Annotated in this window: 22 protein-coding genes, 1 tRNA gene, 1 pseudogene and 1 riboswitch; of the genes and pseudogenes, 10 read left to right on the plus strand and 14 right to left on the minus strand. The window is 65.9% G+C overall.

Annotated elements, in window-relative coordinates; genetic code table 11:
- The first annotated feature begins 107 nt into the window (after positions 1-107).
- From DAD99_RS05360 to DAD99_RS05370, 3 genes are all read left to right on the plus strand, one after another.
- Positions 108-815 carry an ABC transporter ATP-binding protein gene (locus tag DAD99_RS05360; RefSeq protein ID WP_227007695.1) on the plus strand — a complete coding sequence of 236 codons (708 nt, stop codon included), beginning with the start codon at positions 108-110 and terminating at the stop codon, positions 813-815.
- Positions 812-2,848 (plus strand): YhgE/Pip domain-containing protein, encoded by a 2,037-nt coding sequence (locus DAD99_RS05365; RefSeq protein ID WP_193340664.1) that lies wholly within the window; start codon positions 812-814, stop codon positions 2,846-2,848. Before DAD99_RS05360 ends, DAD99_RS05365 begins: the two co-directional genes overlap by 4 nt.
- Positions 2,849-2,946: 98 nt before the next feature.
- Positions 2,947-3,561 (plus strand): TetR/AcrR family transcriptional regulator, encoded by a 615-nt coding sequence (locus DAD99_RS05370; RefSeq protein WP_193340724.1) that lies wholly within the window; start codon positions 2,947-2,949, stop codon positions 3,559-3,561.
- A gap of 558 nt (positions 3,562-4,119) precedes the next feature.
- Here the strand turns inward: DAD99_RS05370 and DAD99_RS05375 are convergent.
- A complete protein-coding gene (locus tag DAD99_RS05375) occupies positions 4,120-5,148 on the minus strand; it encodes an EamA family transporter (protein ID WP_193340665.1) in 1,029 nt (342 codons plus the stop codon).
- Positions 5,149-5,220: 72 nt separating this feature from the next.
- On the opposite strand from DAD99_RS05375, the gene DAD99_RS05380 reads away from it, so the two are divergent.
- The gene (locus DAD99_RS05380; RefSeq protein ID WP_193340666.1) at positions 5,221-6,168 is read left to right on the plus strand and encodes a LysR family transcriptional regulator; all 948 of its coding nucleotides are present in this window, start codon (positions 5,221-5,223) and stop codon (positions 6,166-6,168) included.
- On the opposite strand, the gene DAD99_RS05385 is transcribed toward DAD99_RS05380, so the two are convergent.
- The gene (locus DAD99_RS05385) at positions 6,146-6,673 is read right to left on the minus strand and encodes a histidine phosphatase family protein (protein ID WP_185262553.1); all 528 of its coding nucleotides are present in this window, start codon (positions 6,671-6,673) and stop codon (positions 6,146-6,148) included. The two genes, DAD99_RS05380 and DAD99_RS05385, sit on opposite strands and share 23 nt — an antisense overlap.
- Before the next feature lie 93 nt (positions 6,674-6,766).
- Complete coding sequence (locus DAD99_RS05390; protein WP_193340667.1) at positions 6,767-7,633, minus strand: winged helix-turn-helix domain-containing protein; 867 nt, start codon at positions 7,631-7,633, stop codon at positions 6,767-6,769.
- A gap of 623 nt (positions 7,634-8,256) precedes the next feature.
- Here DAD99_RS05390 and DAD99_RS05395 point away from each other — a divergent pair.
- The 3 genes from DAD99_RS05395 to DAD99_RS05405 all read left to right on the plus strand — a co-directional run bounded on the left by DAD99_RS05395 (position 8,257) and on the right by DAD99_RS05405 (position 11,541).
- A complete protein-coding gene (locus DAD99_RS05395; RefSeq protein ID WP_193340668.1) occupies positions 8,257-8,997 on the plus strand; it encodes a response regulator transcription factor in 741 nt (246 codons plus the stop codon).
- Between the two features lie 93 nt (positions 8,998-9,090).
- Entirely contained in the window at positions 9,091-10,554 is a 1,464-nt protein-coding gene (locus DAD99_RS05400; RefSeq protein ID WP_193340669.1) for a HAMP domain-containing sensor histidine kinase, read from the plus strand.
- A 76-nt stretch (positions 10,555-10,630) separates the two neighbouring features.
- Positions 10,631-10,807: riboswitch (cyclic di-AMP (ydaO/yuaA leader) on the plus strand.
- Positions 10,808-10,812: 5 nt separating this feature from the next.
- A complete protein-coding gene (locus DAD99_RS05405; protein ID WP_193340670.1) occupies positions 10,813-11,541 on the plus strand; it encodes a hypothetical protein in 729 nt (242 codons plus the stop codon).
- Between the two features lie 39 nt (positions 11,542-11,580).
- Here DAD99_RS05405 and DAD99_RS05410 read toward each other — a convergent pair whose 3' ends face one another.
- The 4 genes and pseudogenes from DAD99_RS05410 to DAD99_RS05425 all read right to left on the minus strand — a co-directional run bounded on the left by DAD99_RS05410 (position 11,581) and on the right by DAD99_RS05425 (position 14,010).
- The gene (locus DAD99_RS05410) at positions 11,581-12,279 is read right to left on the minus strand and encodes an HAD-IA family hydrolase (RefSeq protein ID WP_193340671.1); all 699 of its coding nucleotides are present in this window, start codon (positions 12,277-12,279) and stop codon (positions 11,581-11,583) included.
- Positions 12,280-12,309: 30 nt separating this feature from the next.
- Positions 12,310-12,583, minus strand: a pseudogene (locus tag DAD99_RS05415) (VOC family protein); the annotation flags it as partial.
- Between the two features lie 56 nt (positions 12,584-12,639).
- Positions 12,640-13,275 carry a uracil phosphoribosyltransferase gene (upp, locus tag DAD99_RS05420; protein ID WP_056342624.1) on the minus strand — a complete coding sequence of 212 codons (636 nt, stop codon included), beginning with the start codon at positions 13,273-13,275 and terminating at the stop codon, positions 12,640-12,642.
- 42 nt (positions 13,276-13,317) lie between these two features.
- On the minus strand, positions 13,318-14,010 hold the full coding sequence (locus tag DAD99_RS05425) for a phosphatase PAP2 family protein (protein ID WP_193340725.1): 693 nt from the start codon (positions 14,008-14,010) through the stop codon (positions 13,318-13,320).
- A 130-nt stretch (positions 14,011-14,140) separates the two neighbouring features.
- Between DAD99_RS05425 and tadA the strand changes: the two genes are divergently transcribed.
- Complete coding sequence (gene tadA / locus DAD99_RS05430; protein ID WP_193340672.1) at positions 14,141-14,647, plus strand: tRNA adenosine(34) deaminase TadA; 507 nt, start codon at positions 14,141-14,143, stop codon at positions 14,645-14,647.
- A 6-nt stretch (positions 14,648-14,653) separates the two neighbouring features.
- On the opposite strand, the gene DAD99_RS05435 is transcribed toward tadA, so the two are convergent.
- The 5 genes from DAD99_RS05435 to DAD99_RS05455 all read right to left on the minus strand — a co-directional run bounded on the left by DAD99_RS05435 (position 14,654) and on the right by DAD99_RS05455 (position 20,479).
- Positions 14,654-15,922, minus strand: coding sequence for a DNA glycosylase AlkZ-like family protein (locus DAD99_RS05435; protein ID WP_193340673.1), 1,269 nt, complete (start codon positions 15,920-15,922; stop codon positions 14,654-14,656).
- A 3-nt stretch (positions 15,923-15,925) separates the two neighbouring features.
- The gene (locus tag DAD99_RS05440; RefSeq protein WP_193340674.1) at positions 15,926-17,137 is read right to left on the minus strand and encodes a glycosyltransferase; all 1,212 of its coding nucleotides are present in this window, start codon (positions 17,135-17,137) and stop codon (positions 15,926-15,928) included.
- A 4-nt stretch (positions 17,138-17,141) separates the two neighbouring features.
- Positions 17,142-17,537 (minus strand): 6-carboxytetrahydropterin synthase, encoded by a 396-nt coding sequence (locus tag DAD99_RS05445; protein WP_193340675.1) that lies wholly within the window; start codon positions 17,535-17,537, stop codon positions 17,142-17,144.
- A complete protein-coding gene (locus DAD99_RS05450; RefSeq protein WP_227007697.1) occupies positions 17,525-18,601 on the minus strand; it encodes a zinc-binding alcohol dehydrogenase in 1,077 nt (358 codons plus the stop codon). The genes DAD99_RS05445 and DAD99_RS05450 overlap by 13 nt, the downstream gene beginning before the upstream one ends.
- Before the next feature lie 408 nt (positions 18,602-19,009).
- Positions 19,010-20,479 (minus strand): HNH endonuclease signature motif containing protein, encoded by a 1,470-nt coding sequence (locus DAD99_RS05455; protein WP_193340676.1) that lies wholly within the window; start codon positions 20,477-20,479, stop codon positions 19,010-19,012.
- Between the two features lie 261 nt (positions 20,480-20,740).
- On the opposite strand from DAD99_RS05455, the gene DAD99_RS05460 reads away from it, so the two are divergent.
- Positions 20,741-20,830: transfer RNA gene (locus DAD99_RS05460), tRNA-Ser, on the plus strand.
- A gap of 220 nt (positions 20,831-21,050) precedes the next feature.
- On the opposite strand, the gene DAD99_RS05465 is transcribed toward DAD99_RS05460, so the two are convergent.
- Both DAD99_RS05465 and DAD99_RS05470 read right to left on the minus strand, forming a co-directional pair.
- Positions 21,051-21,830 carry a type 1 glutamine amidotransferase domain-containing protein gene (locus DAD99_RS05465; protein WP_193340677.1) on the minus strand — a complete coding sequence of 260 codons (780 nt, stop codon included), beginning with the start codon at positions 21,828-21,830 and terminating at the stop codon, positions 21,051-21,053.
- Positions 21,831-21,935: 105 nt separating this feature from the next.
- Positions 21,936-22,277: a hypothetical protein gene (locus DAD99_RS05470; protein ID WP_185262540.1), complete on the minus strand. Its 342-nt coding sequence runs from the start codon at positions 22,275-22,277 to the stop codon at positions 21,936-21,938.
- A gap of 440 nt (positions 22,278-22,717) precedes the next feature.
- On the opposite strand from DAD99_RS05470, the gene DAD99_RS05475 reads away from it, so the two are divergent.
- Positions 22,718-23,839 carry a nitronate monooxygenase family protein gene (locus DAD99_RS05475; RefSeq protein WP_193340678.1) on the plus strand — a complete coding sequence of 374 codons (1,122 nt, stop codon included), beginning with the start codon at positions 22,718-22,720 and terminating at the stop codon, positions 23,837-23,839.
- The last annotated feature ends 70 nt before the right edge of the window (positions 23,840-23,909 follow it).

Raw genomic sequence — 23,909 nt, forward strand, 5'->3', positions numbered from 1 at the left:
TCGCGCTGGCCGGCTCCACCCGCGCGCCCACAAGGGCCTACACTATTTGAACTGACCAGTCAGTTCAGTTAGGCTTGGGGCGGACATACCCCGTCGAAAGGCTATTCTTGCTCTCCGTACAGCAGCTCCATGTGAAAGGCCGGCGCGACGATTTGCTCCCGCCCACCTCTCTGCGGGTCGGCCGGGGTGGGCTCCTCCTCGTCACCGCCGAACGTCAGGACCAGCGGACAGCCCTTGCCCTGACCATCAGCGGGCGCATGAAACCTACTGGCGGCCGGATCTCGTGGGACGCCACCGAACGCACCAAATCCCTCAGGCTCGCGAGCGCACTGGTGGATTCCCCCAATGTGAATGAGCCCGAGCAGCACCTCAGCGTCCGGGACCTTGTCACCGAGGACCTCGCCCTGATCCCCCGCCGCTACCGGGGCGCCCTGCTCAGCAAGCCTTGGCTCAAAGTCAACAGTTTCGAGGACATCGCGGACTTGTGGACTGAGCAGCTGGCCCCGGACCGGCGCATTGAACTGCTGACAGCCTTGGCGCTCGCCAACCCGCACACCGACCTCCTGGTGGTGGACTCCCCCGACAGGCACGGTGCGCACTCCGCGGACTGGCTCCCGCGGCTTGAGGAGCTGGCGTACGACGCCGGCCGGCCGCTCGCCGTCGTCGTCACCGTTACTGCCCTCCCGGCTGGGTGGACGGGGCCGGCCGTGGTGATCGGCAACACTTTCCCCGACGCCGACGAAGTACCCGATGCGCCGGCTCTCACAGACGAAGAAACCGAGTCCCTCTTACGTGAAACCGAGGATGCCAAGTGACCGTGCTGCGGCTGGCCCGTTCCGAACTCAAGCGGATGACCGGCGGGCTGCTGCCAAAGCTGACCGTCCTGGCCCTGATCATGGTGCCGCTCCTGTACGGGGCCGTGTACCTGTACGCCAACTGGAACCCCTACGGGAACCTGAACCAGATCGAGGCCGCCCTGGTGGTTGAAGACACCGGCGCCACGTCCAGCGACGGCACCGAGCTCCAGGCGGGCAGGAAGGTGGCTGACGGCCTCGTGGAGGGCAACGTCTTCAACTGGCAGGCGGTCCCCACGGCGGCTGAGGCCGATGCAGGGGTCAGCAGCGGCACGTACGCGTTTGCGCTGAAGATCCCGGCGGAGTTCTCAACGAACCTGGTCTCACCTGGCAGCTTCGATTCAGCCAGCCAGGCAATGCTGAACGTCACCACCAACGATGCCAACAACTATCTGCTGAGCACCATCGTGGACAAACTGACCACCGCGGTGCACACAACCGTGGCCAAGGAAGTGGGCGAAGAGACGGCGAACCAGCTGCTCACGGGCTTCGGCACCATCCACGCCCAGATGCTCAAGGCCGCAGACGGCGCCGGGCGGCTGGCGGACGGCGTGGCAACCCTCCGCGACGGGACGGGCACCCTGCATAAGGGCACCAGCGAACTCAGCGCTGGAGCCGGCGAGCTCTACAACGGGCAGCTGAAATTGCGTGACGGCGCCAATCAGCTGACCGACGGCGCCGGGCAGCTCAGCAGCGGGCTCTCCGTCCTGAAAGAGAAGACCGCCGTGCTGCCCACCGACACCCGGACCCTCGCCAACGGCGCGGCACAGGTGGCCGCGGGGAATGCGCAGCTGAACACCAAGGTCCAGGACGTCGTCACGCAGCTCGACGCCGCGGACCAGGGTCTCCGGACGCGCGTGATCGAATCGAATGCCCGCCTTGTCGCATCCGAAGCGATCACCCAGCAGCAGGCAGACAAAATCCTGGCCGACTTCGATACGGTGGCAGCCTCCAGCCCCGTGGCCGCAGCGAAAACGCGGATCCAGGCCGACGCCACTCAGATCCAGCAGATCGCGGACGGTTCCGAGGCCGTGAGCGTCGGCGCGGCACAGCTGGCAACAGCCACCCCGGCCCTGAAGGACGCCATCGTTCAGGCCTCCGGTGGCGCGGACCGGCTCCACACCGGGGCGGCCACACTGGCCACCGGCGAGCAATCCGCGCTGGACGGCACCGGGCGCCTCGTCCAAGGAGCGCAAACGCTCGACGCCGGCGCGGGACAGCTTGAGGCGGGGGCCGCCACCGCAGCTGACGGCTCACGGACGTTGGCCGACGAAATTGCCAAGGGAGCCGGGCAGGTGCCCAACCCGGACGATTCGCAGAAGAGCAGCCTCTCAGAGGTGATTGCTGATCCCGTTGCGGTCAGCAACGTCTCGCAGGCGAAGGCGGACTCCTACGGTGCCGGGCTGGCACCGTTCTTCCTGACGCTCGCCTTGTGGATCGGCATCTTTATGCTGGTCCAGGCGATGCGGCCCATCACCCAACGGGCCCTGGCGTCGAACGCCCCGGCCTGGAAAATCGCCGTCGGCGGATGGCTTCCGTTCCTGGCCGTTTCGGTGGTGCAGGCGAGCCTGCTGACCCTCGTGGTGAATCTGGCGCTGGGCCTCAACCCCGCTCATCCGGTGCTGATGTGGCTGTTTATGCTGGCCGCGGCCATGGCCTTCAGCGCCATCATCCAAGGGATCGTGGCGCTGCTGGGGTCGCCCGGCAAGCTGGTGGTGCTGATCCTGCTGGTGCTGCAACTGGTCTCCTCGGGCGGCACGTTCCCCTGGCAGACCACCCCGGAGCCGCTTCACGTGGTCCACGAAATCCTGCCCATGGGCTACGTGGTCACGGGCATGCGGCACCTCATCTACGGCGCGGAGCTGTCCGGGATCGTGCCCACTGTCCTGGGGCTGCTCGGCTACACGTTGTTGGGCGCTGCGATGTCCACCTTTGCGGTCCGGAAGCACAAGTACTGGACGCTCAAAACGCTCAAACCGGAGATCGCGGTATGAGCCAGCCGGTGCCCGGAGCTGGCGGGCCTGATTCTGCCGTGTCTGATCCCGGCGTGCACGATCCTGTTGACCATGTTGCCGCCGGGCCCGATCCCGCCATGCATGGGCCGGCCGAGAAGAAACTCCGCCCGGCCCGGACCAACGCCACCCGGCAGAAGCTCTTCGACGCATCCATGGAGCTCATTGGCCAGCGTGGCGCAGCTGGCGTCACAGTGGACGAGATCGCCGCGGCGGCGGGTGTCTCCAAGGGCACCGTCTACTACAACTTCGGCAGCAAGTCGGACCTGATCGCGCAGCTGCTGCGGCACGGCGTGGACATCCTGAAGGCACGCCTGATCAGCGAGGCCGGGCAGCCCGGCTCCGATCCGCTGGCGTCCATGGAGGCAATGATCGGGCAGGCCATGGATTTTATGGCCGATTACCCGTCCTTCGCCCGTTTGTGGGTGAGCGAAAACTGGCGGACTCCCAGCGAATGGCGGGACACGTTCGCGGTGCTCCGGGCTGAGCTCCTGGCGGTGATCGGCGCGGCCATAGAGAACGTGGCTGCCGTCTACCCTGTGGACGAAACGATTTCGCGGGGCAGCCTGGAAACGGCGATCTTTGGCGCCTGCTTTGTGGTGGGGCTGGACCGGCAGACGTACAACCCCGAACGCACCCGTGACCAAAGCGTTGCAGCAATCATGGCAATCATGCGCGGCTATGTCGTGAAGTAGCAGGATGATTGAACACATGCGCCACATGGGTAACAGCGGGAAATTCGCAGTGATCGCGGCTGTCGCCGCCTTGGGCATGCTGGTGCTCACCGCCATCACCCTGGAAGAAGCCGTGATGGTCACGTTCCTGGGCCTGGTTGCGCTGGCCTACGTGGCGGCCATAGCGGAGGTCCTGGCCCGCGGGCGCCGCTTTGTGTTGGTGGCCACCGCTGCGGGTTCCAGCTTCACCATTGCCTTCTCCCTGGCCTTCGTCAGCACCTGGGAACTGGCCTTCGCCGAGCAATCATCGTTCTTCGGCACACCGCTCCCCACCGGGGATCCGGACAACTATTTCTACTGGGGTGCGGCCTCAGCAGTTGCCACCCTAGTGGTCCTCTTCCTTGGCACTGCCTGGCCCGCGGGAAGGCGTCCGGGAACTGCGAAACGGAAGCCCCCACCGGCCGAGCGGCGGCCCGCGTCCGGCGCAGGCCGGCCTGCTGGGCGGCGCCCGGCAGCCGGGGGCGCCGCCACACGGACCGCGGCCACCCGTGGCGCGGCACCACGGGGTGCGGCCACAGCTCAGCGCGCGTCAGGGCTCCGCCCACCCGCCCGGATGCCTGACACGGCAGCCAAGCGGCCGTCGTCGTCCGCTTCCCCGGTCCGCAAGCCGACACCCAAACCGGGCACCAAGACGGGCGCCAAACCGGCACCCCGCCGCTGACCCAGCCGCAGACCGCGCCGGCCTCGGCCAGCGACTACCGCCGTCGCCACTCCTCCCAGGAGGAGCAGCCCGCCAGCCAGTTCAGCCGGCGTCGGGACCTCCCCCAGCGCCAGCCAGGCAGCGCTCATGCCCACCACGGGAACCAGCAGGGTGAAAGGCACCACGGCCGACGACGGGTAGCTGGCCAGGAGCCGGTTCCAGATTCCGTACCCCACCAGCGATGCGAAAATGGCCGTGTACAGGGCACTCAGGATCGTGGCCGGCTGGAGGTCTGCCAGGGTGCTGAACACCGCCTCCGGGCCGTCCACCAGCAGCGACAGTCCGGCGAGCGGCAGGGGCACTACTGCGCCGGACCAGACCACCAGCCCCAGCCCGGAGGCGGCCTTGGCCTGCCGCGCAATGACGTTCCCGGCAGCCCAGGACAGCGCGGCTCCCAGGACGATGATGAGCGGCAGCAACGGGGCAACGGCACTGCGGCCGACGGCCACCACGGCCAGGCCCGCAACGCCAAGAACGACGCCGGCCAGTTGGCTCCGGCTGGGCCGCTCGCGCAGTAACCCGGCAGCCAGGAGTACCGTGAGCAGCACCTGCGCCTGGAGGACCAGGGAGGCTAGCCCTGCCGGCATGCCCAGCGCCATGGCCAGGTATAGGAGGCCGAACTGGCCCGCGCTCATAAAGACGCCGACGCCGATGATCGCCTTCCAGCTGACGTCCGGCTTCCTGATGAAGAAAATCCAGGGGAAGACCACGAGGAGGAACCGCAAGGCCACAAACAGCAGCGGGGGAACCTCACCTCCGTTCGCATGAAGCCCTAAGTCGATGGCCACGAAGTTCAGGCCCCAGAGGACGGCGACCAGGGCGGCAAGGAGGGAGTGGCGGAGGTTCACGGTCCCACTCTCGCAGAAGGGTCGATGAAGCACCAGCGTTGAATTTTGCGTCAAACCGTGTACGTTTGCTTCATGATTGATATCGGTTCGCTCCGGGCATTGGCTGCGATTGAACACCACGGTTCGGTCATAGCGGCGTCGGAGGTGATGGGCTTCAGTCCTTCGGCCGTCTCCCAGCAGATCAAGAAGCTGGAGAAGCAGACAGGGTTCCCCGTCCTGGAGCGCCGCGGCCGCGGCGTGCTGCTGACCGAACGCGGGCTCACCCTGGCAGCCTACGGCCGGCGCATCCTGTCGGAGCTCGAAGAACTGGAATCCACCCTCTTGGCGGATCCGACCAAACCCACAGGGCACCTCAAGGTTGTTTCCTTCTCCACCGCCTGCCGGGGCCTGGTGGGGCCGTTGCTGGGACGGCTGGCTTCATCCGGAGCAGACCTGGACATCAGCGTGCTGGCGGAGGACCCGCGGGAAGCGGTAGCGCGGGTGGCCAACGGCGAGGCGGACCTGGCTGTGGTCCACAACTGGAACTCCGTCCCGCTGGTGATACCGGAGCACATGGCGCTCGACTGGCTGTGCGAGGATGTCGCGGACGTCCTGGTGCATCGCGACCATGCGCTGGCCGGACGCAGCCAGGTGGAACCGGCCGACCTCGTGGACGAGCGGTGGATCAGCACACCGCACGGCGCCATCTGCAACGAGGCCCTGCTGCGGATCTTCGCTGATCGGGGCCGGGTACCGGACATCCGGGTCTACGATCCTGACTTTGCAACCCACATCGCCCTGGTGGAGCAGGGGGCCGTGGTTGCGCTGGTCCCCCGCCTCGGCCGGCCCGCGCTGCCTGCGGACGTCGTCGGCCTGCCCCTGGTCAACCCCATGCAGGTCAGGCAGGTGGGCATCGTGTACCGCCGGACCATGGCGGCCAGCCCGGGCATCCAGCACGTCGCCGGACTGCTGCGCGAGGTCGCCGCGACGAGCGGTGTTGTTGCCGGGGCCCCTGCGATCAGTGGCCTCGCGGGACCTTGAACTTGGTCAGCCGGGCGTCCTGCCCGTCCAGTTCGGCCCAGGACTTTTCCGTTTCCAGCACCGTGAGGGCGCTCGTGGGGTAGCGTGTGGCGGCGTCCATGTAGGCGTCGTGGTTTGAGTCGCGTGCGGCCAGGTGCATGGCGAGGTCCTGGACGCCAGGCATATGCGAGATGAGCATCAGCGTGGTCACGGTGTCAGGCACATGGTTGACCACGGCGAGCATCCGCAGCGCGGAGGCGGCGTAGAGGCCGTCCTCAAGTTTCGGCGTCGGGGCCTTATCCCCCAGCTCGGAGCACACCCAGGTGCAGGTCTGGCGGGTGCGAAGCGCGCTGGAACACAGGATAAAGTCCGGGAGGATACCGTGCTTGACCAGCCACTTGCCGGCCAGGGGCGCCTCGCGGTGGCCCCGTTCCTCCAGCGGCCGCTCATGATCCGCCACGCCGCCGGGCCAGTCGGCCTTGGCATGCCGCATGATCACCAGGCGTTTGATGTGGTGGTCGCTCATCCCCCAAGCCTAGACCCGCAGGACCCACGGCGCCGCCCTCGAACGACAGGCACAGAGGGGTCGTGCCGCCTTTGCGCGGTACTGAAGTAAGGACTAGATCGAGTATTCCGGAGCGGCCCAGACAATCACTTCGGGGTGCTCGTAGAAGCGGTAGCCCTGGCCGCGGACGGTGCGGACGGTGTTGGCGAGGCGGCCCAGCTTGGAGCGGAGCCGGCGGATGTGGACGTCGATGGTGCGCTCGTTGGGGACTTCCTCGGCGTTGCGCCACAGGCCCTCGAGCAGCTCATCGCGGCCAACCGTGCGGGTGCCGTTTTCCACCAGGTAGTTCAGGAGTTCGAATTCCTTGAAGGTCAGGTTCAGGGACTCGCCATCAAGGTGGACTTCTCGGCGGGCAAGGTCGATCAGGACACCGGACGGACGCGGGTCCTGGGGCTGCTGAAGCCGGGCAGTCTCGGTGCGCTTCTGTGCATTCACGGTGGGGTCACCAAAGGTGGACCGGACGACGTCGAGCGCGGAACCGGGGGTGCCGGCCGGGGCCACGGCAACGGCCGCATAGCTTTCGGCGCCGGTCACGAGTGTCTGTGCGTAAGTGCGGATTTCCTGGGCAAGCTTGGCAATGGAGGTTCCCGCAGCCGCTGCGGTTTCCTCATCGATGCCCATGTAGAGGACAAATCCACGGGCAACGGTGTCGTTGGCGACGGGCCGCACGGCGTTTGGACCAGCGATAACCGGGGTGGGCGCGGTCAGCGGCGCGGCTTCGGCAGGCTGGACAGCGCGGAGTTGGCCGTAGGAATTGGGATTGTAGCCTTGCGGTGCGTAGCCGGGGGCAGGAAAGCTCGCGCCGGGGGCTGCCGGGACGAATGCCGGCCGGGCGCCGAAGCCTTGGCGGAGGCCGGAGGCCTGGCCTGCCTTGCCTGCGTTACGGACGGAGATGTGGACGTATCCGGATGCAACTGACATGAATGCTTACCTCAATGTGAATGGCCGTCATCGCGGCTCGAATGCTGAATTTCCCCGCAATGAGATCTGGGGAGGGCGCCCTACGCTGGGCTGGGGGGCGCTGGGCTTGGGGGCGAATGCCTAGGAACTTCGTGGGGTTAGAAGGTCAGGCGTGCATTCGACAACAGCGCATGTCGGCAGCAGCGGATGTGCTGGGCCAATATTCTGCGGCTGCAGGTGCTGTTGAGTTCTTGTTCACAATTCAAAGTGTGCAACGTAACAATGCGAACTTGCAAGTAACAATGGGTGCGTTGTTCCGCATAGTGAGACAAAATACGGATTTGTGTCATGGGTCACCATTCTGATAAGACGACAAAATGGCGATTGATGTCCGTCAAGGGTGCGTAAATAGCCTCCCGTTGCGAATAATCTTCGTCCAGCCCCTGCGTTAAGCCGTTAAAATTCACCGCAGCATGGCTTGCCGACATTGCTGGCTGCCTATTGCCGCCTGTCCAGCGGAAACGGCTCCGTCCCGCGCATTATCTGCACCCGTCCCTGATCACTCAGCTCGCTAGGCTGGGATTCACAGCGTGCGCACAGGAACCCCATAGCGCGGGCTAACCGAATGATCGGAGAGTTGTCCCATGGCCACTTCGCACTCCATGACCAACAACCTCCCGCAGCTGACCCACCCGGACGGCTCCCCCATCCGTGCCCTGGTGGTTGACGACGAACCCAGCCTCTCCGAACTGATGAGCATGGGGCTGCGCATGGCCGGCTGGTCTGTTGCCGTTGCCGCCGATGGCCCCGGGGCCGTGAAGCTCGCCAAGGAGTTCCGCCCGGACGTCCTGGTGCTGGACGTGATGCTGCCGGGCTTCGACGGCGTTGAGCTGCTGGGCAGGATCCGCGCCTTCGCCCCGGAGGTGCCTGCCCTTTTCCTGACCGCCAAGGACGCCGTCCAGGACAGGATCCTGGGCCTCGCGGCCGGCGGGGACGACTACGTGACCAAGCCGTTCAGCATGGAGGAGGTCCTGCTGCGGCTGCACCGCCTGGTCCAACGGTCCGGCGTTGCCGCGATGGACACAGCCGAACTTGTGGTGGGCGATCTTGTCCTCAACATCGACACCCGCGAGGTGACCCGTGCAGGCGATGACCTCCAGCTCACGGCCACCCAGTTCGAACTGCTCCGGTACCTCATGGAGAACCCCAAACGCGTCATCAGCAAGGCCCAGATCCTTGACCGCGTCTGGAACTACGACTTCGGCGGCCAGGCCAACATCGTGGAACTCTACATCTCATATCTGCGAAAGAAAGTGGATGCCGTACATCCGCCCATGATCCACACTGTGCGCGGCGCCGGATACGTCATCAAGCCGGCGGACTAGGCCGTGTCCTCACCGCGAGCAACCCCAACACCGGCCCGGAGTTGGCTGAAACCTGACACGTGGCATCTGCGCACGCGACTGATCCTCTTGGCCATGGCGCTGCTGGTTGCCATCTGCGGCGCCGTGGGCCTGTTCAGTTACGCTTCCATGGACTCCTTTCTGACCGGCCAGCTGGATGAACAACTGAGCCAGGCCGCCAAACTTTCGAACGGTCCTGGCCGTCCGGGCCTGGGCGGATTCAACGGCCGGACAGACCCGCTCGACGCCCGCGGGCAGAGCGTGGGAACGCTGAATGCGCGGATTCTGGACAGCCAGATCCCCAGCGGCGGCTTCCTGAACTCGGACACAACACGCCTGGCGCTCGACGCGGAAGACAAGCAAACCCTGCTGGCGCTGACCCGGAACGGCTTTCCTGTGGACCGTTCGCTGTCCCACGGGGATTACCGGATTGTGGCCGTGGAAACCGGCTACGGCGACGTCCTGGTCACGGGACTTCCGCTCGCTGCCAAGGAGAGCACGCTGGCGTCGCTGGTCTGGACTTTTGTGTTCGTTTCCCTTGGTGGCCTGGCGCTGATCGGGCTGGCAGGAACCGTGCTCATCCGGCGCACCATGAAGCCGTTGGAGCAGCTTTCCGAGGTGGCAACCCGGGTGGCCCGGCTCCCGCTGGACGCGGGCGAGGTGGCACTCGCGGTGCGCGTCCCGGCGTCGAACTCCAACCCCGGAACCGAAGTGGGCAGCGTAGGGCACGCCCTCAACCTGATGCTGGACAACGTGGCCAGTGCCCTCGAGGCGCGGCAGCGGAGCGAGACCAAAGTGCGGCAGTTCGTTGCAGACGCGTCCCACGAACTGCGCACGCCGCTTACCGCCATCCGCGGATACACGGAGCTGATGCGGATGACCGAGGACTTCACACCGGACGGCCGGAAGTCCCTGGCCCGTGTCCAGAACCAGTCCGAGCGCATGACCACCCTGGTGGAGGACCTGCTCCTGCTGGCCCGGCTCGATGAGGGACAGCCCCTTAAGCTCAGCGAAGTTGATCTCACCCAACTCGTGATCGAAACCGTCAGTGACGAGAAAGTCATAGCTCCGGACCACCGCTGGCGCCTTGAACTGCCTGACGAACCGCTCGCCGTCACCGGTGATGCTTCCCAACTGCGTCAGGTGCTGGTCAACCTGCTCTCCAATGCGCGCAAGCACACGCCACCCGGAACCACAGTGGTCACCGCTGTCACGAAGTCTGACGATGGCGCCGCAGTGGTGACGGTAACGGACGACGGCGGCGGCATCCCTGCGGAGTTCGTGGACCACGTTTTCTCCCGGTTTGCCCGCGCAGACGCGGCCCGCAAGGGCACGGCACCGGCCTCGGGCGCCGGGGCGTCGGAGGGCACCAGCGGCCTGGGCCTGTCCATTGTCCAGTCCATCATGGAGGCCCACGGCGGGAGCGTGGCAGTGACATCGCGGGCCGGGCGGACAGAGTTCGCCCTACACTTTCCTGCCGGTGCCGCGGCACGCGCAGCCGAATCCCGAATGCCGCAAGGCGACACGCCATCGTCGTGACTCCTGTTACCAAAATGAGACTTAAGCGTCCAGCTCCTGTACCGTAGAAAAGGTGCGGATCCCGATTGGGCCGCATATCCGGATGACGCCAAGCTCTGCCGCTTCCCGGATTCCGTTTTCAGAGGCAGAGGCGGGGGACCCACCGTCCCGGGCACCAAGAGCCCTTTGGGGTTAAGCCAACACGTGATTGTGCCGTGTGGCCGGATGCCCTCATCCGAACCCGACAGCTAACTCCGCAGGTGTGAGAGGCGATCCATCATGTCTGAATTCAAGGTAGAAACACGCCCGCAGGGCGACCCAAAGTCCGGCAGCCACCGCAAGCAGACCCGCGTCGGTGCAGCTATGTCCCCACTGTCCAAGGAAGCCCGGATTCCCTCCGTGGGCCAGCGCGTCGCCGTGTTTGCGACGGCGTGCGCCATCCTGGTCGGCGTCAGCGCCGCAGCACACGCTTCCGAATCCGCGTCGCTTGCAGCCAGCGCGGACCAGTCCGCCGAAGAAGCCAGCGCCCAGTCGACGCTGAGCTTCGAAGCAGCCCAGATCCAGACCCCGGCCGAGCCGGAAGCTGCACCGGCCGAGATCAACGTAGCGCCACAGGCTGCCGAACCCGCACCCGCCCCAGCCCCGGAGGCCGCCCCGGCACCGGCTCCCGAGCCTGTCCCGGCACCTGTTGTGGCCGTCAACGACCCCGCAGGAGCCCAAGCCTACGCCGCCGGACAACTGGCGACCTACGGCTGGTCCGCTGACCAGATGCAGTGCCTGCAGACGCTGTGGACCAAGGAATCCGACTGGACCACCACGGCCACCAACGCCAGCAGCGGCGCGTACGGCATCGTCCAGTCGTTGCCTGCTGAGAAGATGGCGAGCGCCGGCGGGGACTACCTCACCAACTACCGCACGCAGATCAACTGGGGCCTGAACTACATCCAGGAGCGCTACCAGTCACCGTGCGGCGCCCTGAACTTCCACCTGTCGCACAACTGGTACTAGGCCGACTCGAGTCCCCCGGGCCGGCGTTAAAGGCTGGCGTCAAAGCCGGAAAGAAATGATCTGCCGGCCCGCAGCGTCCGGTTCCACGGAGACTGTCACTGCACGGTAGTCCGGGATGTGGAGCACTCCTGCCGGCAATTCGCCCGTGTTGGGGCCCACGGCCACAGTCCGGATCCCCGCAGCAACACCGGCCGCGATTCCGGCGGGTGCATCCTCGAACACAAGGGCATCCGCCGGCTGCACGCCCAGCAGCCCGGCTGCCTTCAGATACCCTTCCGGGTGCGGCTTGCCCCGTGTGACCAGTTCCGCCGTCACGGCCGTGGCTGGCATGGCGAGTCCCGCGGCGTCCATGCGGATGTCTGCAAGGGTCCTGTCCGCTGAGGTCACCAGTGCCACGGCCTCGGCCGGGAGGCTGCCAAGCAGCTCGGCAGCCCCCGGCAACGCGACGATACCGGAAGTCCGCACCCTTTCCATGGCGCCGAGTTCGGCAGTGAGCGCCACAACGTCAGCTCCGGCGGGCGCGAACCGGCGCACGGTATCCGCAGCCTGGATGCCGTGCGAAGTGCGCAGGATTTCGGCGATGTCCAGACCGTACCGGGCTGCGAATTCTCCCCATACCTCTTCTACCACTGCCGTGGAGTCCACCAGTGTGCCGTCCATATCGAAAAGGACGGCACGACAGGTCAGTGTTCGTGTGGCGGCAGGTGTTCGCGTGGCGGCAGGTGCGGGGATGTTCATGCTGCCTATTTTGCCTCACACGCCACAGGCTTAGGCGTCACGGCCCGGGATGTACTGCACCGCCCACTTGTTGCCGTCGGGATCCGCAAAGTAGACGAAGTGCCCCCAGTCCTGCACGTCAATGTCGCTGACCTCCACCCCCTTGCCCTTGAGGAGGTCGTGGGCGGCCCTGGATGTCACTGACTACCATCTGCAGGCTTGGCGCCGTGCCTGGAGGGGCGTCATTGAGGCCCTCGCCGAGACAGATGGAGCAGGCGGAACCCGGCGGGGTCAGCTGGACGAAGCGGATGCCTTCCATGGGCCGCAGGTTAACTGCGGCGGCGGGAATGCGGAAGACCTAAATTCTGGAGCAGCCCATCACTAGCCGGCAATGCCGTACAGGCGGTCGCCGGCGTCGCCGAGCCCCGGAACAATGTAGGACTTCTCGTCGAGCCGTTCGTCGATGGACGCCAGCACGATGGTGACGTTCGCCTCGGCGAGTTCCTCTTCGAGCTTGGCCAGGCCTTCCGGCGCGGCCAGGAGGCAGATGCACGTGACGTCTGACGCGCCGCGCTTGAACAGGAACTTGATGGCTTCGCGCAGGGTTCCGCCGGTGGCAAGCATGGGATCCAGCACAAAAATCTGCCGGTCCGTCAGGTCTTCCGGGAGCCGCTCCGCGTAGGTGATGATGTCCAGAGTTTCCTCGTCGCGGGCCATGCCCAGGAAACCCACCTCAGCGGTGGGGACCAGTTTGGTCATGCCCTCGAGCATGCCGAGCCCGGCACGCAGGATGGGAACCACCAGCGGCGTGGGCTTGGTGAAAGCGGTGCCCACGGTGGTGCTGACCGGCGTCTCAATTGTGACCGGCTGGGTGCGGACCTCGCGGGTGGCTTCGTAGGCCAGGAGGGTCACCAGCTCTTCCGTCAGCTGCCGGAAGACCGGCGACGGAGTGTTCTTGTCCCGCAGGACGGTGAGCTTATGGGCGACCAGCGGGTGGTCCACAACGAGAGTGCGCATGCGTCAAAACTATCACCCACGCGGGCAGCCTCCGGCCGGGAATCAGCTCGACGGATCATCCCGCAGGACGGGGTGTTCGAACGTCGGTGCCGGGCCCGCGTGCTCGCGTTTCCGCAGCACGTGGAACAGCCGGTGCGCCAGGATCACGATGCCCACCCAGGCAAGGCCCAGGAACCAGCCGGCCATCACATCCGTCAGCCAGTGGTGGCCCAGAAACACCCTGCTCAGGCCCATGGCGATGATGAAAATCACCCCGGCGCTGATGGCCGAGATGCGCGCCCACAGCATTTCGAACTGGAGGCACATGACGTACAGCACGACACCGATCACCACCGTCGTGTTGAGGGTGTGTCCGCTGGGAAAGGACGGCGAAGTCTCGTACGGCGGGACCGCTTCGGAGTGGTCCGGGCGGGTACGGCCAACCAGGCGCTTGCCCACCGTGGTAGCCACTGTGGAGACAGCCGCGGCCCCGCCCACCAGGATGATCGGCCGCCAGGTCCGGCTCAGGAACGTCAGCCAGCCGGTCAGTAAGCTGGCCAGGATGGGCATGCCGATGCCCCCGCCGATGTTGGTAAAAGCGGTTACCCCGGCATCCAGTGCCGGGTTCCGCAGGCTCTGCGACAGCTCCAGCGCGGGCAGGTCCAACGAGGCCAGTCCTGCGTCATCCACTACGTTGTCGTAGACCTCAGCACCCAGCAGTGCCAAGATAACCACCAGCAGACCACCCACCAGCATGGTGAGCCACAAGGCGGCATACGGCTTGAACCATTGGCCTACACGGCCGCTGAATGTATCGCCGTCCACGAGTTCCTCCTGGCGTCGGTGGGTGTCAAGGATGGATATCTCTCGAAACTATCATTGAGCCATGGCCGCTGTAGGAAAGAACCACCTCGAATGGATGGGTCTTGCCCTCGACGAAGCCCGGCGCGCCCTGGCCACCGATGACGTGCCCATCGGCGCAGTGGTGATAGGGCCCGACGGCGCCGTGCTCGGTTCCGGACGGAACCAGCGGGAAGAGTTGGGAGACCCCACCGCCCACGCCGAGGTGGTGGCCATCCGCCAGGCTGCGGACAGGTTGCGTGCCTTGTCCAAGTTCGACGGCGGCACCGGGGATGGCTGGCGGCTGGCGGACTGCACACTGGTGGTGACCCTGGAACCGTGCGCCATGTGCGCCGGCGCGGTGGTGCTGGCCAGGATTCCCCGCGTGGTTTTCGGCGCCTGGGATGAGAAGGCCGGAGCTGCGGGCTCGGTGTTCGACATCCTCCGCGAGCGCCGGCTCAACCACTGGGTTGAGGTGTACGGCGGCGTCCGGGAAAAGGAGTGCGGAGCGGTCCTCAGGGACTTTTTCGCAGCGCACCGCAGCCAGCAGTAACGCGGCTTAGCCGGCGGCATCAAGGGCGTCGATCCTGTCCTGGCGCGAGGCCGGTGAGTCCAGGCTGAAGGAGCGGAAGTCGCCCAGTTCCTCCCGGATCCAGGCCTCTACCTCGCCGATGCGCCGGGATACTGCGGGCGTGGCCCCGCCAAAGAGCCAATGGGCGATCCGGGCTTCCCCCGGATCGTATTGCCACAGTCCGATGATCCGGCCGCGGTCGAAGATGGGGTGGTCCGGCAGATCAGCCTGCAACGCCAACGTGGACCCCAGGACCTGCTTTCCTTTGTCCTGCTCGGCAAAGAGATCCCCCGAGTTCCTGCGGAGCAGTACCAACGAGTCAGTGCCGGCCAGCAGCTGAATCTGTTCCTCGGCCGGCGCCTCGAACGACGCAAGCCGTCCGACGTCGTCGGGCAGCACCCACAGCACCTCGCCGTTGGCGGTGGGAATCTCCACCGCGCCGGTGGCGGCCAACGCCGCCTTGGTGTGTGCCAGGGTGAACCCGGTAAACCATTGCGACTGCTTGACCGTGGCACCGCCAGTCCAGCCGAGGTAGCGCTGCAACAGGAGGCTGCGTGCGGCGTCGCCGTCCATGGCGGTGCGCGGCAGACCCCACAGTGTGTAGCCGTAGCGCTGCTGATCCAGCCGTCCGTTGGCAGGTATGCGCCGGATCCGGCCGTCCGCCTGGAGGAGGCCCAGTGCCGTTGGCAACGTGGTGGCGGCGCCTTTCTTTTTGCCCTCCTCGCCGAGGTTCCGGACCGAATCGCCCAGCAGGTCCTTGAGCTGTTTGGGGTCCAGCGGGCTGCCGGCCTCGGCCAGGGCGTGGAGGATTTCCTCCTCCAGGAGCGTGATCTCGCCGCGCTCAACGCCCATTCTTGCCAGCACACGGAACGGCGCCACGGCGGCGTCCCGGCCGATCTGGAGGCCCCACGCGAAGTCATCCCGTCCCAGCACATAGGTGCAGCCTCGGGCGGTGGGCAGCTCATGGATTTTCAGCGACAGGACGTCGGCATCCGCCTGCGCGCGGCTGGTGCCGGCGCGGGCAAAGAGCGTGAGGTAGGGGTTGGCTCCGCCGACGGAACGGGCCCAGCCGGCCCTGCCAAACACGTCGGCGGCGTCCGCGCCCAGCAGTGTGCCATCGAGGCCCTGCTTGTGCCAGGCCCATGCCCTGAGGAACTCTGGAGTGAGCACCTGCGGATCCGGGGCATCGTGGCTTACTGCCGGTGGGATCACGGCCGGTGGGATCAAGACGGTGGCGGAGCTCGGGAGCGTGGTCATGGCTTATTGTCCACCGGCCGTCCCCGTGGCGATAGGGTTCCCTTCGGCAGTCACTGGTTCAGCAGATCCACCGAGGATTTCAAGGACGTTCCGGGCCGTGGAGTCCCAGCCGGGCAGCCGTTCCCGTGCAGCGAGGGCAGCCGCACGCCAGGCGGCGCGGAGAGATTCGTCCACCAGCCACTGCCGGATTACGGAACCGAGCACGTCCGCACGGTGGTCTTCGCGTCCGCTGTCTACTGTTTCGACGAGCCCGACGGCGGCACCTGGCACCGCATATGTCCCGCCATCACGTTCGCCACTCAGCCCACCACCACGCCCGACCCCCGGTTTTCCCGCGAGCCTGCCGGTGATTCCCCCGGCGAGGCCCAACGCGTCCACGGCACCGGTTCCCTCCCGCACAATGACAGGGATGCCGTGGGCCAGCGATTCCGTCACCACGAGCCCAAAGGCTTCGGCCCGGGACACAAGAAGGCTCAGGTCCGTCCGGTTCCACTCGTCCGCCAGGGCCGTTCCTGCGAGCTGGCCTGTCACGCGCACCCTGCCTTCCAATCCAGAGGAGGCAATGGCTGCCCGGACCTGTGCCGCATAGGCGGGGTCGGCGTCGTCGGTTCCGATCAGGGACGCTGTCCAGGCGAGGTCCTGGAGCCTGGCCAGCGCCGCCACGGTCAGCAGCTGGTCCTTGTTGGGCAGCAGCGCTGCCACCGCAACGATGTGTGGCGGGGCCGAACCCGGCGCCACCGGTGCGGGGTCCGTCCCGGGCAGGGCAACCCGGCTGGCTGGGAGCCGGTGCTTTTCCGACGCCGAGGCCGCGGCGGACGAACTCGTGCAGATCACTCCGGCAGCCGCCCGGAGCGCGCGCCCTTCGCCGTCGGCGTGGCTGGGCGAGGGCATGTGCTGCAGGACCCAGGCGTGTTGTCCGGCAGCCGCGGCGTACTCCAGTTCGTCGGGGGCGCCGCACGCAACCAGTCCGTCCACGAGGGTGACCGTTTCCGGAGCGACCTCCGCCTGCCGTAAGTCCACCTTTGGGTCCCAGGCGCCCAGCAGGCCGCCCAGCCGCCGTCGTTCCCTGGCGCTGGCCTCCGGCCAGCAACCCTCCACCACCAGAGTCTCCACAGAAACGCCCAGCGTTCTCAGGCCTCGGGTGAGCCACGCGTTGTAGACATTGCCGCCGGAGTTGTGGCGGATGTTGGCGGGGACCAGGAACCTGACCAGCATGGGATCAGGCGGACAGGTCGTATACGTAGGCTGCCCAGGCGTCCGGATTTTCGCGCAAGGTGACGTCGATTCCCGCGAGCCCGCGGCCGTCGTCATCATCCTTGAGCCTGGCTGCGACGGCGTGGGCGATGTACTCGGCAAGTGCCTCGGTGGTGCTGAGCCTGTCCACGAAGTCCGGATGTTCGTCCAGGTTTTTGTAGTTGAGGCCGGACAGCACGTCCTCGATTATGCCGCCCGCAGCCCCGATGTCCAGGACGATCGAGTCCTGGTTCAGCGCACGACGGCGGAATGTCACCTCCGCCACGAACGTCGCCCCGTGGAGGGCCTGGGCCGGGCCGAATACCTCCCGCGGGAGGCTGTGGGCGATCATAAAGTGGCGTCGGACGGTCAGGCTGAACACTGGCTACTTCCTGTCTTTGGGGCCGGTTCTGCCGGGCTGTCGTGCCCGGGGTTGTACGCTCCAAGGCTGTCAGCGTTAGGGTATTCGATCACATGGCACAGGGCTGGGAGCGTACCGTCTGCCAGGTTCTGGACTACTGCCGGGAGGTCCGTGAAGGGAGAGACGCCGGTGAGGAAGACATCGAAGACCGGGTCTTTGAGGAGCTCAACAGCCAGTTCCAGGCGCTCGGCCGTGGTCCGGCGGTGGCGCCGCGCACGGGCAACCACTCCCACCTGGCTGGCCCGGATGGAGAGCCTGCGTGCATGAAAGTCCTCACCCAGCGGCAGCGTGACCTTGCGGTTGGCGTACCAGGACATCTCGATGATCTCCCCCTCATAGCCGGCCAGCTGCAGGCTGCGTTCGAGGCCTTCCTGGGACGCAGAGCAGTGGAATACAATGTCGCAGTCCGATTTGGCATCATCGGGGTGGGCGAACCCCACGCCAAGCTTGTCCGCCAGGTGCCTACGTTCCGGGTCAAGGTCCACCAGTTGGAGGCGTCCCAGCGGGAACGTGCGCAGGAGCGTGGCCACCATGCCGCCCACCAGACCGGCGCCGACGACGGCGATCCTATCCCCCAGCCTCGGTCCGGCTTCCCAGAGGGCATTGACGGCAGTTTCCACAGTGCCTGTGAGGACGGCACGGCGGGCCGGGACGCCGTCGGGAATCCTGGTGAGGGCGTCCGTGGAAATGACGTAGCGGTCCTGATGTGGGTTGAGGCAGAAGACCTTCTGCCCCGCCCAGTTTTCGGGCCCCTCCTCCACAATGCCCACCGAAAGATACCCGAACTTCACGGGCGACGGGAAGGTGCCCTCTTGGTGCGGCGCGCGCATCTCCTCGGCCACGCGTGGTGGGACGGAGCCGGTGTGGACCACAATTTCCGTGCCCTTACTGATGCCTGAATACAGCGTGCGGACCAAAGCTTCGCCGGGCCCGGGGGCGTGCAGAGCCTCGTTCCGAAGCTCGCCGTGTTTCGGCCCCGTAGTCCAGTACGCGGTTGCCTGTGCCTCTTTGCCTGAGTTAGCCATCTTGCTTATGAATCTAGTCCGCGGGGGCTCTCCGCGACACCCACTCCGTGCGAGATGACACTTGGAGCCCTGAAATCGGGGCCGTAACTGTCCGTTCGCACTGTTGATGGGAGGCTGCCCTGTTTTGCCCGCCTCAGCCTTGCCAGCCCTAACCCCGCCCGCGTTATAGCCCTGCCACGGCCCTAACCCTGCATTCTCTTTAGGGTTGGTGGTCAGACGTTGCTGCGGTCAGTGAGGGAGAAGTCCCAGTTCGGTGGGGGACTTCGGGCAGCGGACCGCCGGGAAGAGCCTCCGCGAACAGGGAATGGTCGGGCGGTTCATTGTCGGGCAGCTGAAGGTCAGCACCATGAAGTTCGGGAAAGGGAACGCCCCCACGGGTTCGCCCGGAATTTCGGCTTCGGGCACTCCTCAATCTGCACGGGGCGCCAGCGCTGACCATTTTCCCGACTGTTGTTGTGGCCAGTGGGGTGGTTCCCAGTCCTGCCGTTCGCTGGTGTAGTGGCGTCCGGTGGGTGATGTCCAGCCAGGTGGTTGGTTTTTGGTAGCCGCAGTGGGTGTCCAGGCTGTGGTGTGGCGGAGTCTGTGGTGTTTGTGGCAGGGCTGGCCGAGATTTGAGATGCCGGTGGTGCCGCCGTGGGCCCAGGCGAGGATGTGGTCGGCTTCGTTGTCGAGGGAGTGGTTGCTGCAGCCGGGGAACGGGCACTTCCCGTCGCGAAGTCTGAGCCATTGGCGTTGGGCTTTTGTGAGCCGGTAGCTGGTCCGCCCGATCTCCAGGGGTGCACCGTCCCGCGGGTCGGTCAGGACCCGGTGGAAGGACTCCGCACCGTCGGCGATCAGTTGCCGGGCCATCGACGGCGGGATCGGGCCGTATCCGTCGAGCATGGCAGGTTCATCCGTGAGGCCCAGCAGCGCAAACACCGGCACGGTGATGAGGACCTGTGCCCGGGGCGAGGGAACACCGCCGCTCACGACCAGGCCCGTGTCGCCGATACCGCTCGTTTCGCCGGTCGCGTCGCCGCTGTTTTCCCTACCCTCATCACCGGTTCCGGCGGCGGCGGTGGTGTTGGCGCCGAGGAGCCAGGTCGCGACGGTGTCTGCGCGGAGCTGGCTGAGGGTCCGGTCCTCATGAGGTCCCTGCAGCGCTCGGGCTGCGGCGGTGGTCCGGTTCCAGATCCCGGCGGCCTGATCGGCGGGGAGGTAGGCGGAGAGCCAGGCCATGCCGTCGCGGTCCGGGGCATACTCCACCCGCCGGTCCTGGACACCACGTAGGTGGCGTTGTTCGATGCTGACCGGGTGATGGCGTTCCCGCCAGGTGCGGGCCTTGTGCCGGAACCGGCCGGGGATGAGCTCACCGGCCGGGCCACGTGCCGGATTCACCACGTGGGGGTCCAGGAAATGTGCCTCCAACGCCTGCGCTCCCGCGGGGTTTAGGTTGGTGGTTTCGTCGACCATGATCCTCGCGTGCTGCCACGAGATCGTCCCGGCCTGCAACGCCGCGAACGTCAACGGCAGGGCCGTGGTCAGCGCGTGCGCCTCAGAAAGCAGAGCACCGGCGGAGCGTTCGCTGACCGTCAGCACGCACGCGACCTCAGCGATCACAGCCATCTCCTGACCGGCATGGTCCTGCGGCGACGCGGAAGGGCCCGCAAGGGCCTCGGCAGCGGCGGCATAACCTGCGGCCGCATGCACCTTCAGGGCAGCCAGTTTCGCCTCCCCGCAGGCGACGGCGGCCAAGGCCTTCAGGGCAACATCAGCTCTACGGCGAAGCGGATCAGCACACGCAGCGGAGCCTTCGGAAGCTTCACGGAGCACTGCAGCAAGCTCCCCGAAAGACACCGAAAGGGCCTCCGCCGTCGCCACAGCTGCTCTGCTATCCATACTCAAATCATCCCGTGAGGGTCTGACAATAGCGGCCAGGCTGAAGGTCTATGTGGACAACTCCGCGGCCTTCCGCAGCCCCTAACCGTGCAGCACTTCGAGGGCGCTGCATTGGAGGCCCTCAACTGTCCGTTCGAGCTGAAAGAGTGGGGCTCAATTGCCCCTTCACACTGGAGCTCCGCTACGTGTCCCTTCGCCATGAGGGGCTGAACATATGCCGTTTTGTGGATGGGCGGTATGCTCCGGTAACCTATTCAGGTTGGTGACGTGTCCGAGCGGCCGAAGGTGCAACACTCGAAATGTTGTTTGGTGTCAAAGCCAACGTGGGTTCAAATCCCACCGTCACCGCCAATTGGCAAGACCCCTGCTTACCTTATGAACAAAGGGAAGCAGGGGTTTTGTTTTGCCCCAAACTTGGCCCCTTGATTTGTTGAGGATGCCGTACATCGTGGAGCGCGGAACCTGAAGCAGGACCGCGATGCGCTGGACAGTATGGTCGCCGGCGCGTGTACGCCGGTTGGAGGCCGCCCCGTCGGCGGGGCGGCCTCCAAGTTTCAGCGCGCTGCGGGCGTTAGTGCTCGGTGCCTGCCGCAGCAGCCTTCTTGGCGCTCTTCTCGGCGTCCTTTTCGGCGCGCAGCGCCTCCGCCTCGTGCTGCTCCTCGGCTTTTTCCTGGTGGATGACCTCTGCCAGGAGCTTCTCCATCTCCTTGGCCACGCCAGCGGCTGAGGCCGGGTTCTGACCCGTCACCAGCCGGTCGTCGACCACGACCATTTCCTCAAAGACACCAGCGGAGACGTGGGTGGCACCCTGTTCCTCAAGCCGGTCGGCCAAAAAGAACGGGATGACCTTGTCCTTTCCTGCGGCAACTTCCTCGTCGTTGGTGAAAGCAGCGACCTTCCTGCCCTCGACCAGCCGAAAGCCGTTGGCCAACTCAACGTTCAGCAGTCCGGCCGGTCCGTGACAGACAGCGCCCACCACGCCGCCGGCGTTGTAGACACCGGCTACAAGGTTCTGCAAGCCTTCGCTGTCCGGGAAGTCCCACATGGTGCCATGGCCTCCCACAAGGAAGATGGCGTCGTACTGGTCGGGATCAACGACGTCGACGCGGGCAGTGTTGTATAGACCGGCGCGCGTGGTCTCGTCCTCCGTGAAGGCAACCTGGATGGGATCTTTTGAGTCCACCTCGTCGCGCGGGGGCTGGCCGCCCTGGATGGACGCAAAGTCGACGAAATGACCGGAATCCTTGAAGACTTTCCAAGGATGTGCAGCTTCGGCCACGTTGTACCCGGTGTTCTCTCCGGTATCGCCAATCTCGGAAACGCTGGTCAGTACCATGAGGATTTTCTTCATGAAGTGCTCCTTCCGTCTAACTTCCACCCTACGCCCAGCCCAATTTGTGCCCTCCCCGTCTTAGAAGGCAAGGACCTTTGCTGTACCCGACGGACAGTTCCCCAGCTAGAGCTTGTCCGTCCTGTCATCGCCCTTGTGGCCGCCGCGCAGGTTTTCCTGGACCTTGCCGAAGAGGTCCTTGATGGTGGACTCGGTATTAGTGAGCATGTCCGGCTGCAAATAGACGTGCCGACTGCCGGGGAGGCTGTAGCTGGACTGCAGACCGCCACTTCCTTCAACGCCCTGCAAAGCGATGGTCACGCTGCCTTCCTTGCGCGCGATGGCCGCGATTTTTCCGAACACCAGTGTGAATTCGTCCGGCTCAAAACTGACTGTCTGACCCACATGGGTCCTGTTGAGTTCGCTGGCCGGGGTGGCTTTCTCGTTGCCAGTTCCTGAGTAGTTCATCGTGTGCTCCCTGAGGTGGTTGGCGACTTACGCCAGCAGTCTAGTACCCGCCCTATGTCGCGGTACATGGCCCTACTGGATGCCTGCACAAACGGGGGTGGCAAGCGTGGTCACATCCTCCATTGAGCTGACCAGGGCCCTTCGGGTTGGATGAATTGAACCGGCACGCCTGACCGGCACCCGATGCATTAAGGAAGAACCGTGACTTCGACGACGAATCGCGCTATTCGGCGGCCGCATACTCTTCCCGGTCAGCGACCGGGTCAGCGACTGCCTCGAACTCCTCCGGAGCCAGACGTGACCGATACGTGCCCCGACGACTGCCACTACTGCTCAGGCCCGGAAACAGACTGACTCCCCGGCCACAGGTTGGGCAGCAGCACCCAGCCCTGCGAGACTGGGTCCTGAAGCCAAACCGCCGACCTTTCAGGAGCCGCCGTATGACGCCGGAACACCGCACTTCTCCCCGGCCAAACCGCATTACCGCTCTGTTCGGTACGGACGTTCCGGTGGTGCTGGGCCCTTTCGGCGGGGTCTCTTCCGTGGAGCTGACTGCAGCGGTGAGCGACGGCGGCGGACTGGGTTCCTACGGTCTGTACGGTTATCGCGCCGACGCCATCCGGAACACAGTGGCTGAGCTGCGGAAGGCAACGGCGAAGCCGTTCGCCCTCAACCTCTGGATTCCTACCGGCAACGAAACAACCTCGCTCCCCCAAGCGGCCTTCGACCGGTACCTGGAAACCCTGAAGCCGTACTTCGACGAACTGGCCCTTCCGCTTCCGCACATGCCGGACCGCTTCCTGCCCGACTACGAAGAGCAGGTGGAGGCAACGCTGGCGGCGGGTCCCGCCGTCGTCAGCTTTGTGTTCGGTGTGCCCGCGCCGGAACTGATCGAGGCAGCGCACCGGAGAGGCATAGTCGTGGTGGGAACCGCCACTACCGTGGCGGAAGCCGTTGCCCTGGAAGCCGGTGGAGTGGATGCCGTGGTCGCAAGTGGCATGGAGTCCGGCGGCCACCGCGTCTCGTTCCTGAAGCCCGCCGAGGAGTCCCTGATCGGAACTTTTGCACTGGTTCCCCAGGTGGCCGATGCCGTCACCATCCCGGTCATCGCCGCCGGGGGAATCGCGGACCGCCGCGGTTATGCAGCCGCCATGGCCCTTGGCGCCGACGCGGTCCAGGTGGGCTCGGCGTTCCTTGCCACTCGGGAATCCGCGGCCGTGCCTGCGTACCGGGCGGTCCTCCACAGCCCCGCCGCGCGGGAAACCGTGCTGACAAGTGCCCTCAGCGGACGGCTTGCCCGCGGCATCCCCAACCGCATCATCGCCGAACTCTCAGAGGCCAACGTGGCAAAGGCTGGGCTCTCGGAGGCTGGAATCCCGGAGCGAAGAATAGCCCCGTTCCCCGCGCAGAACTGGCTCACCGGCCGCTTCCGGCCGGAGGCAGCCGCCCAAGGAAACACGGACCTCATGTCGCTTTGGGCGGGGCAGTCCGCAGCGCTGATCCGGCATGACTCGGCCGCGGACGTCCTCGCCGAACTGCTCGCCGGCACCGCGATTTTGTAAGCTCGATACATCCGCGGTTATCCCAGGCAGCGAACCTGGGGCGAGCGCCCGTTGACACCGGAGGCAATCC

Origin of the sequence: Pseudarthrobacter sp. AB1 (genome assembly GCF_014926485.1) — a bacterium.
Classification (GTDB): domain Bacteria; phylum Actinomycetota; class Actinomycetes; order Actinomycetales; family Micrococcaceae; genus Arthrobacter.

Coding starts and splice junctions, on each gene's coding strand:
- DAD99_RS05370 (WP_193340724.1), top strand. CDS start 2,947: ATGCATGGGCCGGCCGAGAAGAAACTCCGCCCGGCCCGGACCAACGCC.
- DAD99_RS05380 (WP_193340666.1), top strand. CDS start 5,221: ATGATTGATATCGGTTCGCTCCGGGCATTGGCTGCGATTGAACACCAC.
- DAD99_RS05385 (WP_185262553.1), bottom strand. CDS start 6,673: ATGAGCGACCACCACATCAAACGCCTGGTGATCATGCGGCATGCCAAG.
- DAD99_RS05390 (WP_193340667.1), bottom strand. CDS start 7,633: ATGTCAGTTGCATCCGGATACGTCCACATCTCCGTCCGTAACGCAGGC.
- DAD99_RS05395 (WP_193340668.1), top strand. CDS start 8,257: ATGGCCACTTCGCACTCCATGACCAACAACCTCCCGCAGCTGACCCAC.
- DAD99_RS05400 (WP_193340669.1), top strand. CDS start 9,091: ATGGCGCTGCTGGTTGCCATCTGCGGCGCCGTGGGCCTGTTCAGTTAC.
- DAD99_RS05405 (WP_193340670.1), top strand. CDS start 10,813: ATGTCTGAATTCAAGGTAGAAACACGCCCGCAGGGCGACCCAAAGTCC.
- DAD99_RS05410 (WP_193340671.1), bottom strand. CDS start 12,279: ATGAACATCCCCGCACCTGCCGCCACGCGAACACCTGCCGCCACACGA.
- upp (WP_056342624.1), bottom strand. CDS start 13,275: ATGCGCACTCTCGTTGTGGACCACCCGCTGGTCGCCCATAAGCTCACC.
- DAD99_RS05425 (WP_193340725.1), bottom strand. CDS start 14,010: ATGCTGGTGGGTGGTCTGCTGGTGGTTATCTTGGCACTGCTGGGTGCT.
- tadA (WP_193340672.1), top strand. CDS start 14,141: ATGGCCGCTGTAGGAAAGAACCACCTCGAATGGATGGGTCTTGCCCTC.
- DAD99_RS05435 (WP_193340673.1), bottom strand. CDS start 15,922: ATGACCACGCTCCCGAGCTCCGCCACCGTCTTGATCCCACCGGCCGTG.
- DAD99_RS05440 (WP_193340674.1), bottom strand. CDS start 17,137: ATGCTGGTCAGGTTCCTGGTCCCCGCCAACATCCGCCACAACTCCGGC.
- DAD99_RS05450 (WP_227007697.1), bottom strand. CDS start 18,601: ATGGCTAACTCAGGCAAAGAGGCACAGGCAACCGCGTACTGGACTACG.
- DAD99_RS05455 (WP_193340676.1), bottom strand. CDS start 20,479: ATGGATAGCAGAGCAGCTGTGGCGACGGCGGAGGCCCTTTCGGTGTCT.
- DAD99_RS05465 (WP_193340677.1), bottom strand. CDS start 21,830: ATGAAGAAAATCCTCATGGTACTGACCAGCGTTTCCGAGATTGGCGAT.
- DAD99_RS05470 (WP_185262540.1), bottom strand. CDS start 22,277: ATGAACTACTCAGGAACTGGCAACGAGAAAGCCACCCCGGCCAGCGAA.
- DAD99_RS05475 (WP_193340678.1), top strand. CDS start 22,718: ATGACGCCGGAACACCGCACTTCTCCCCGGCCAAACCGCATTACCGCT.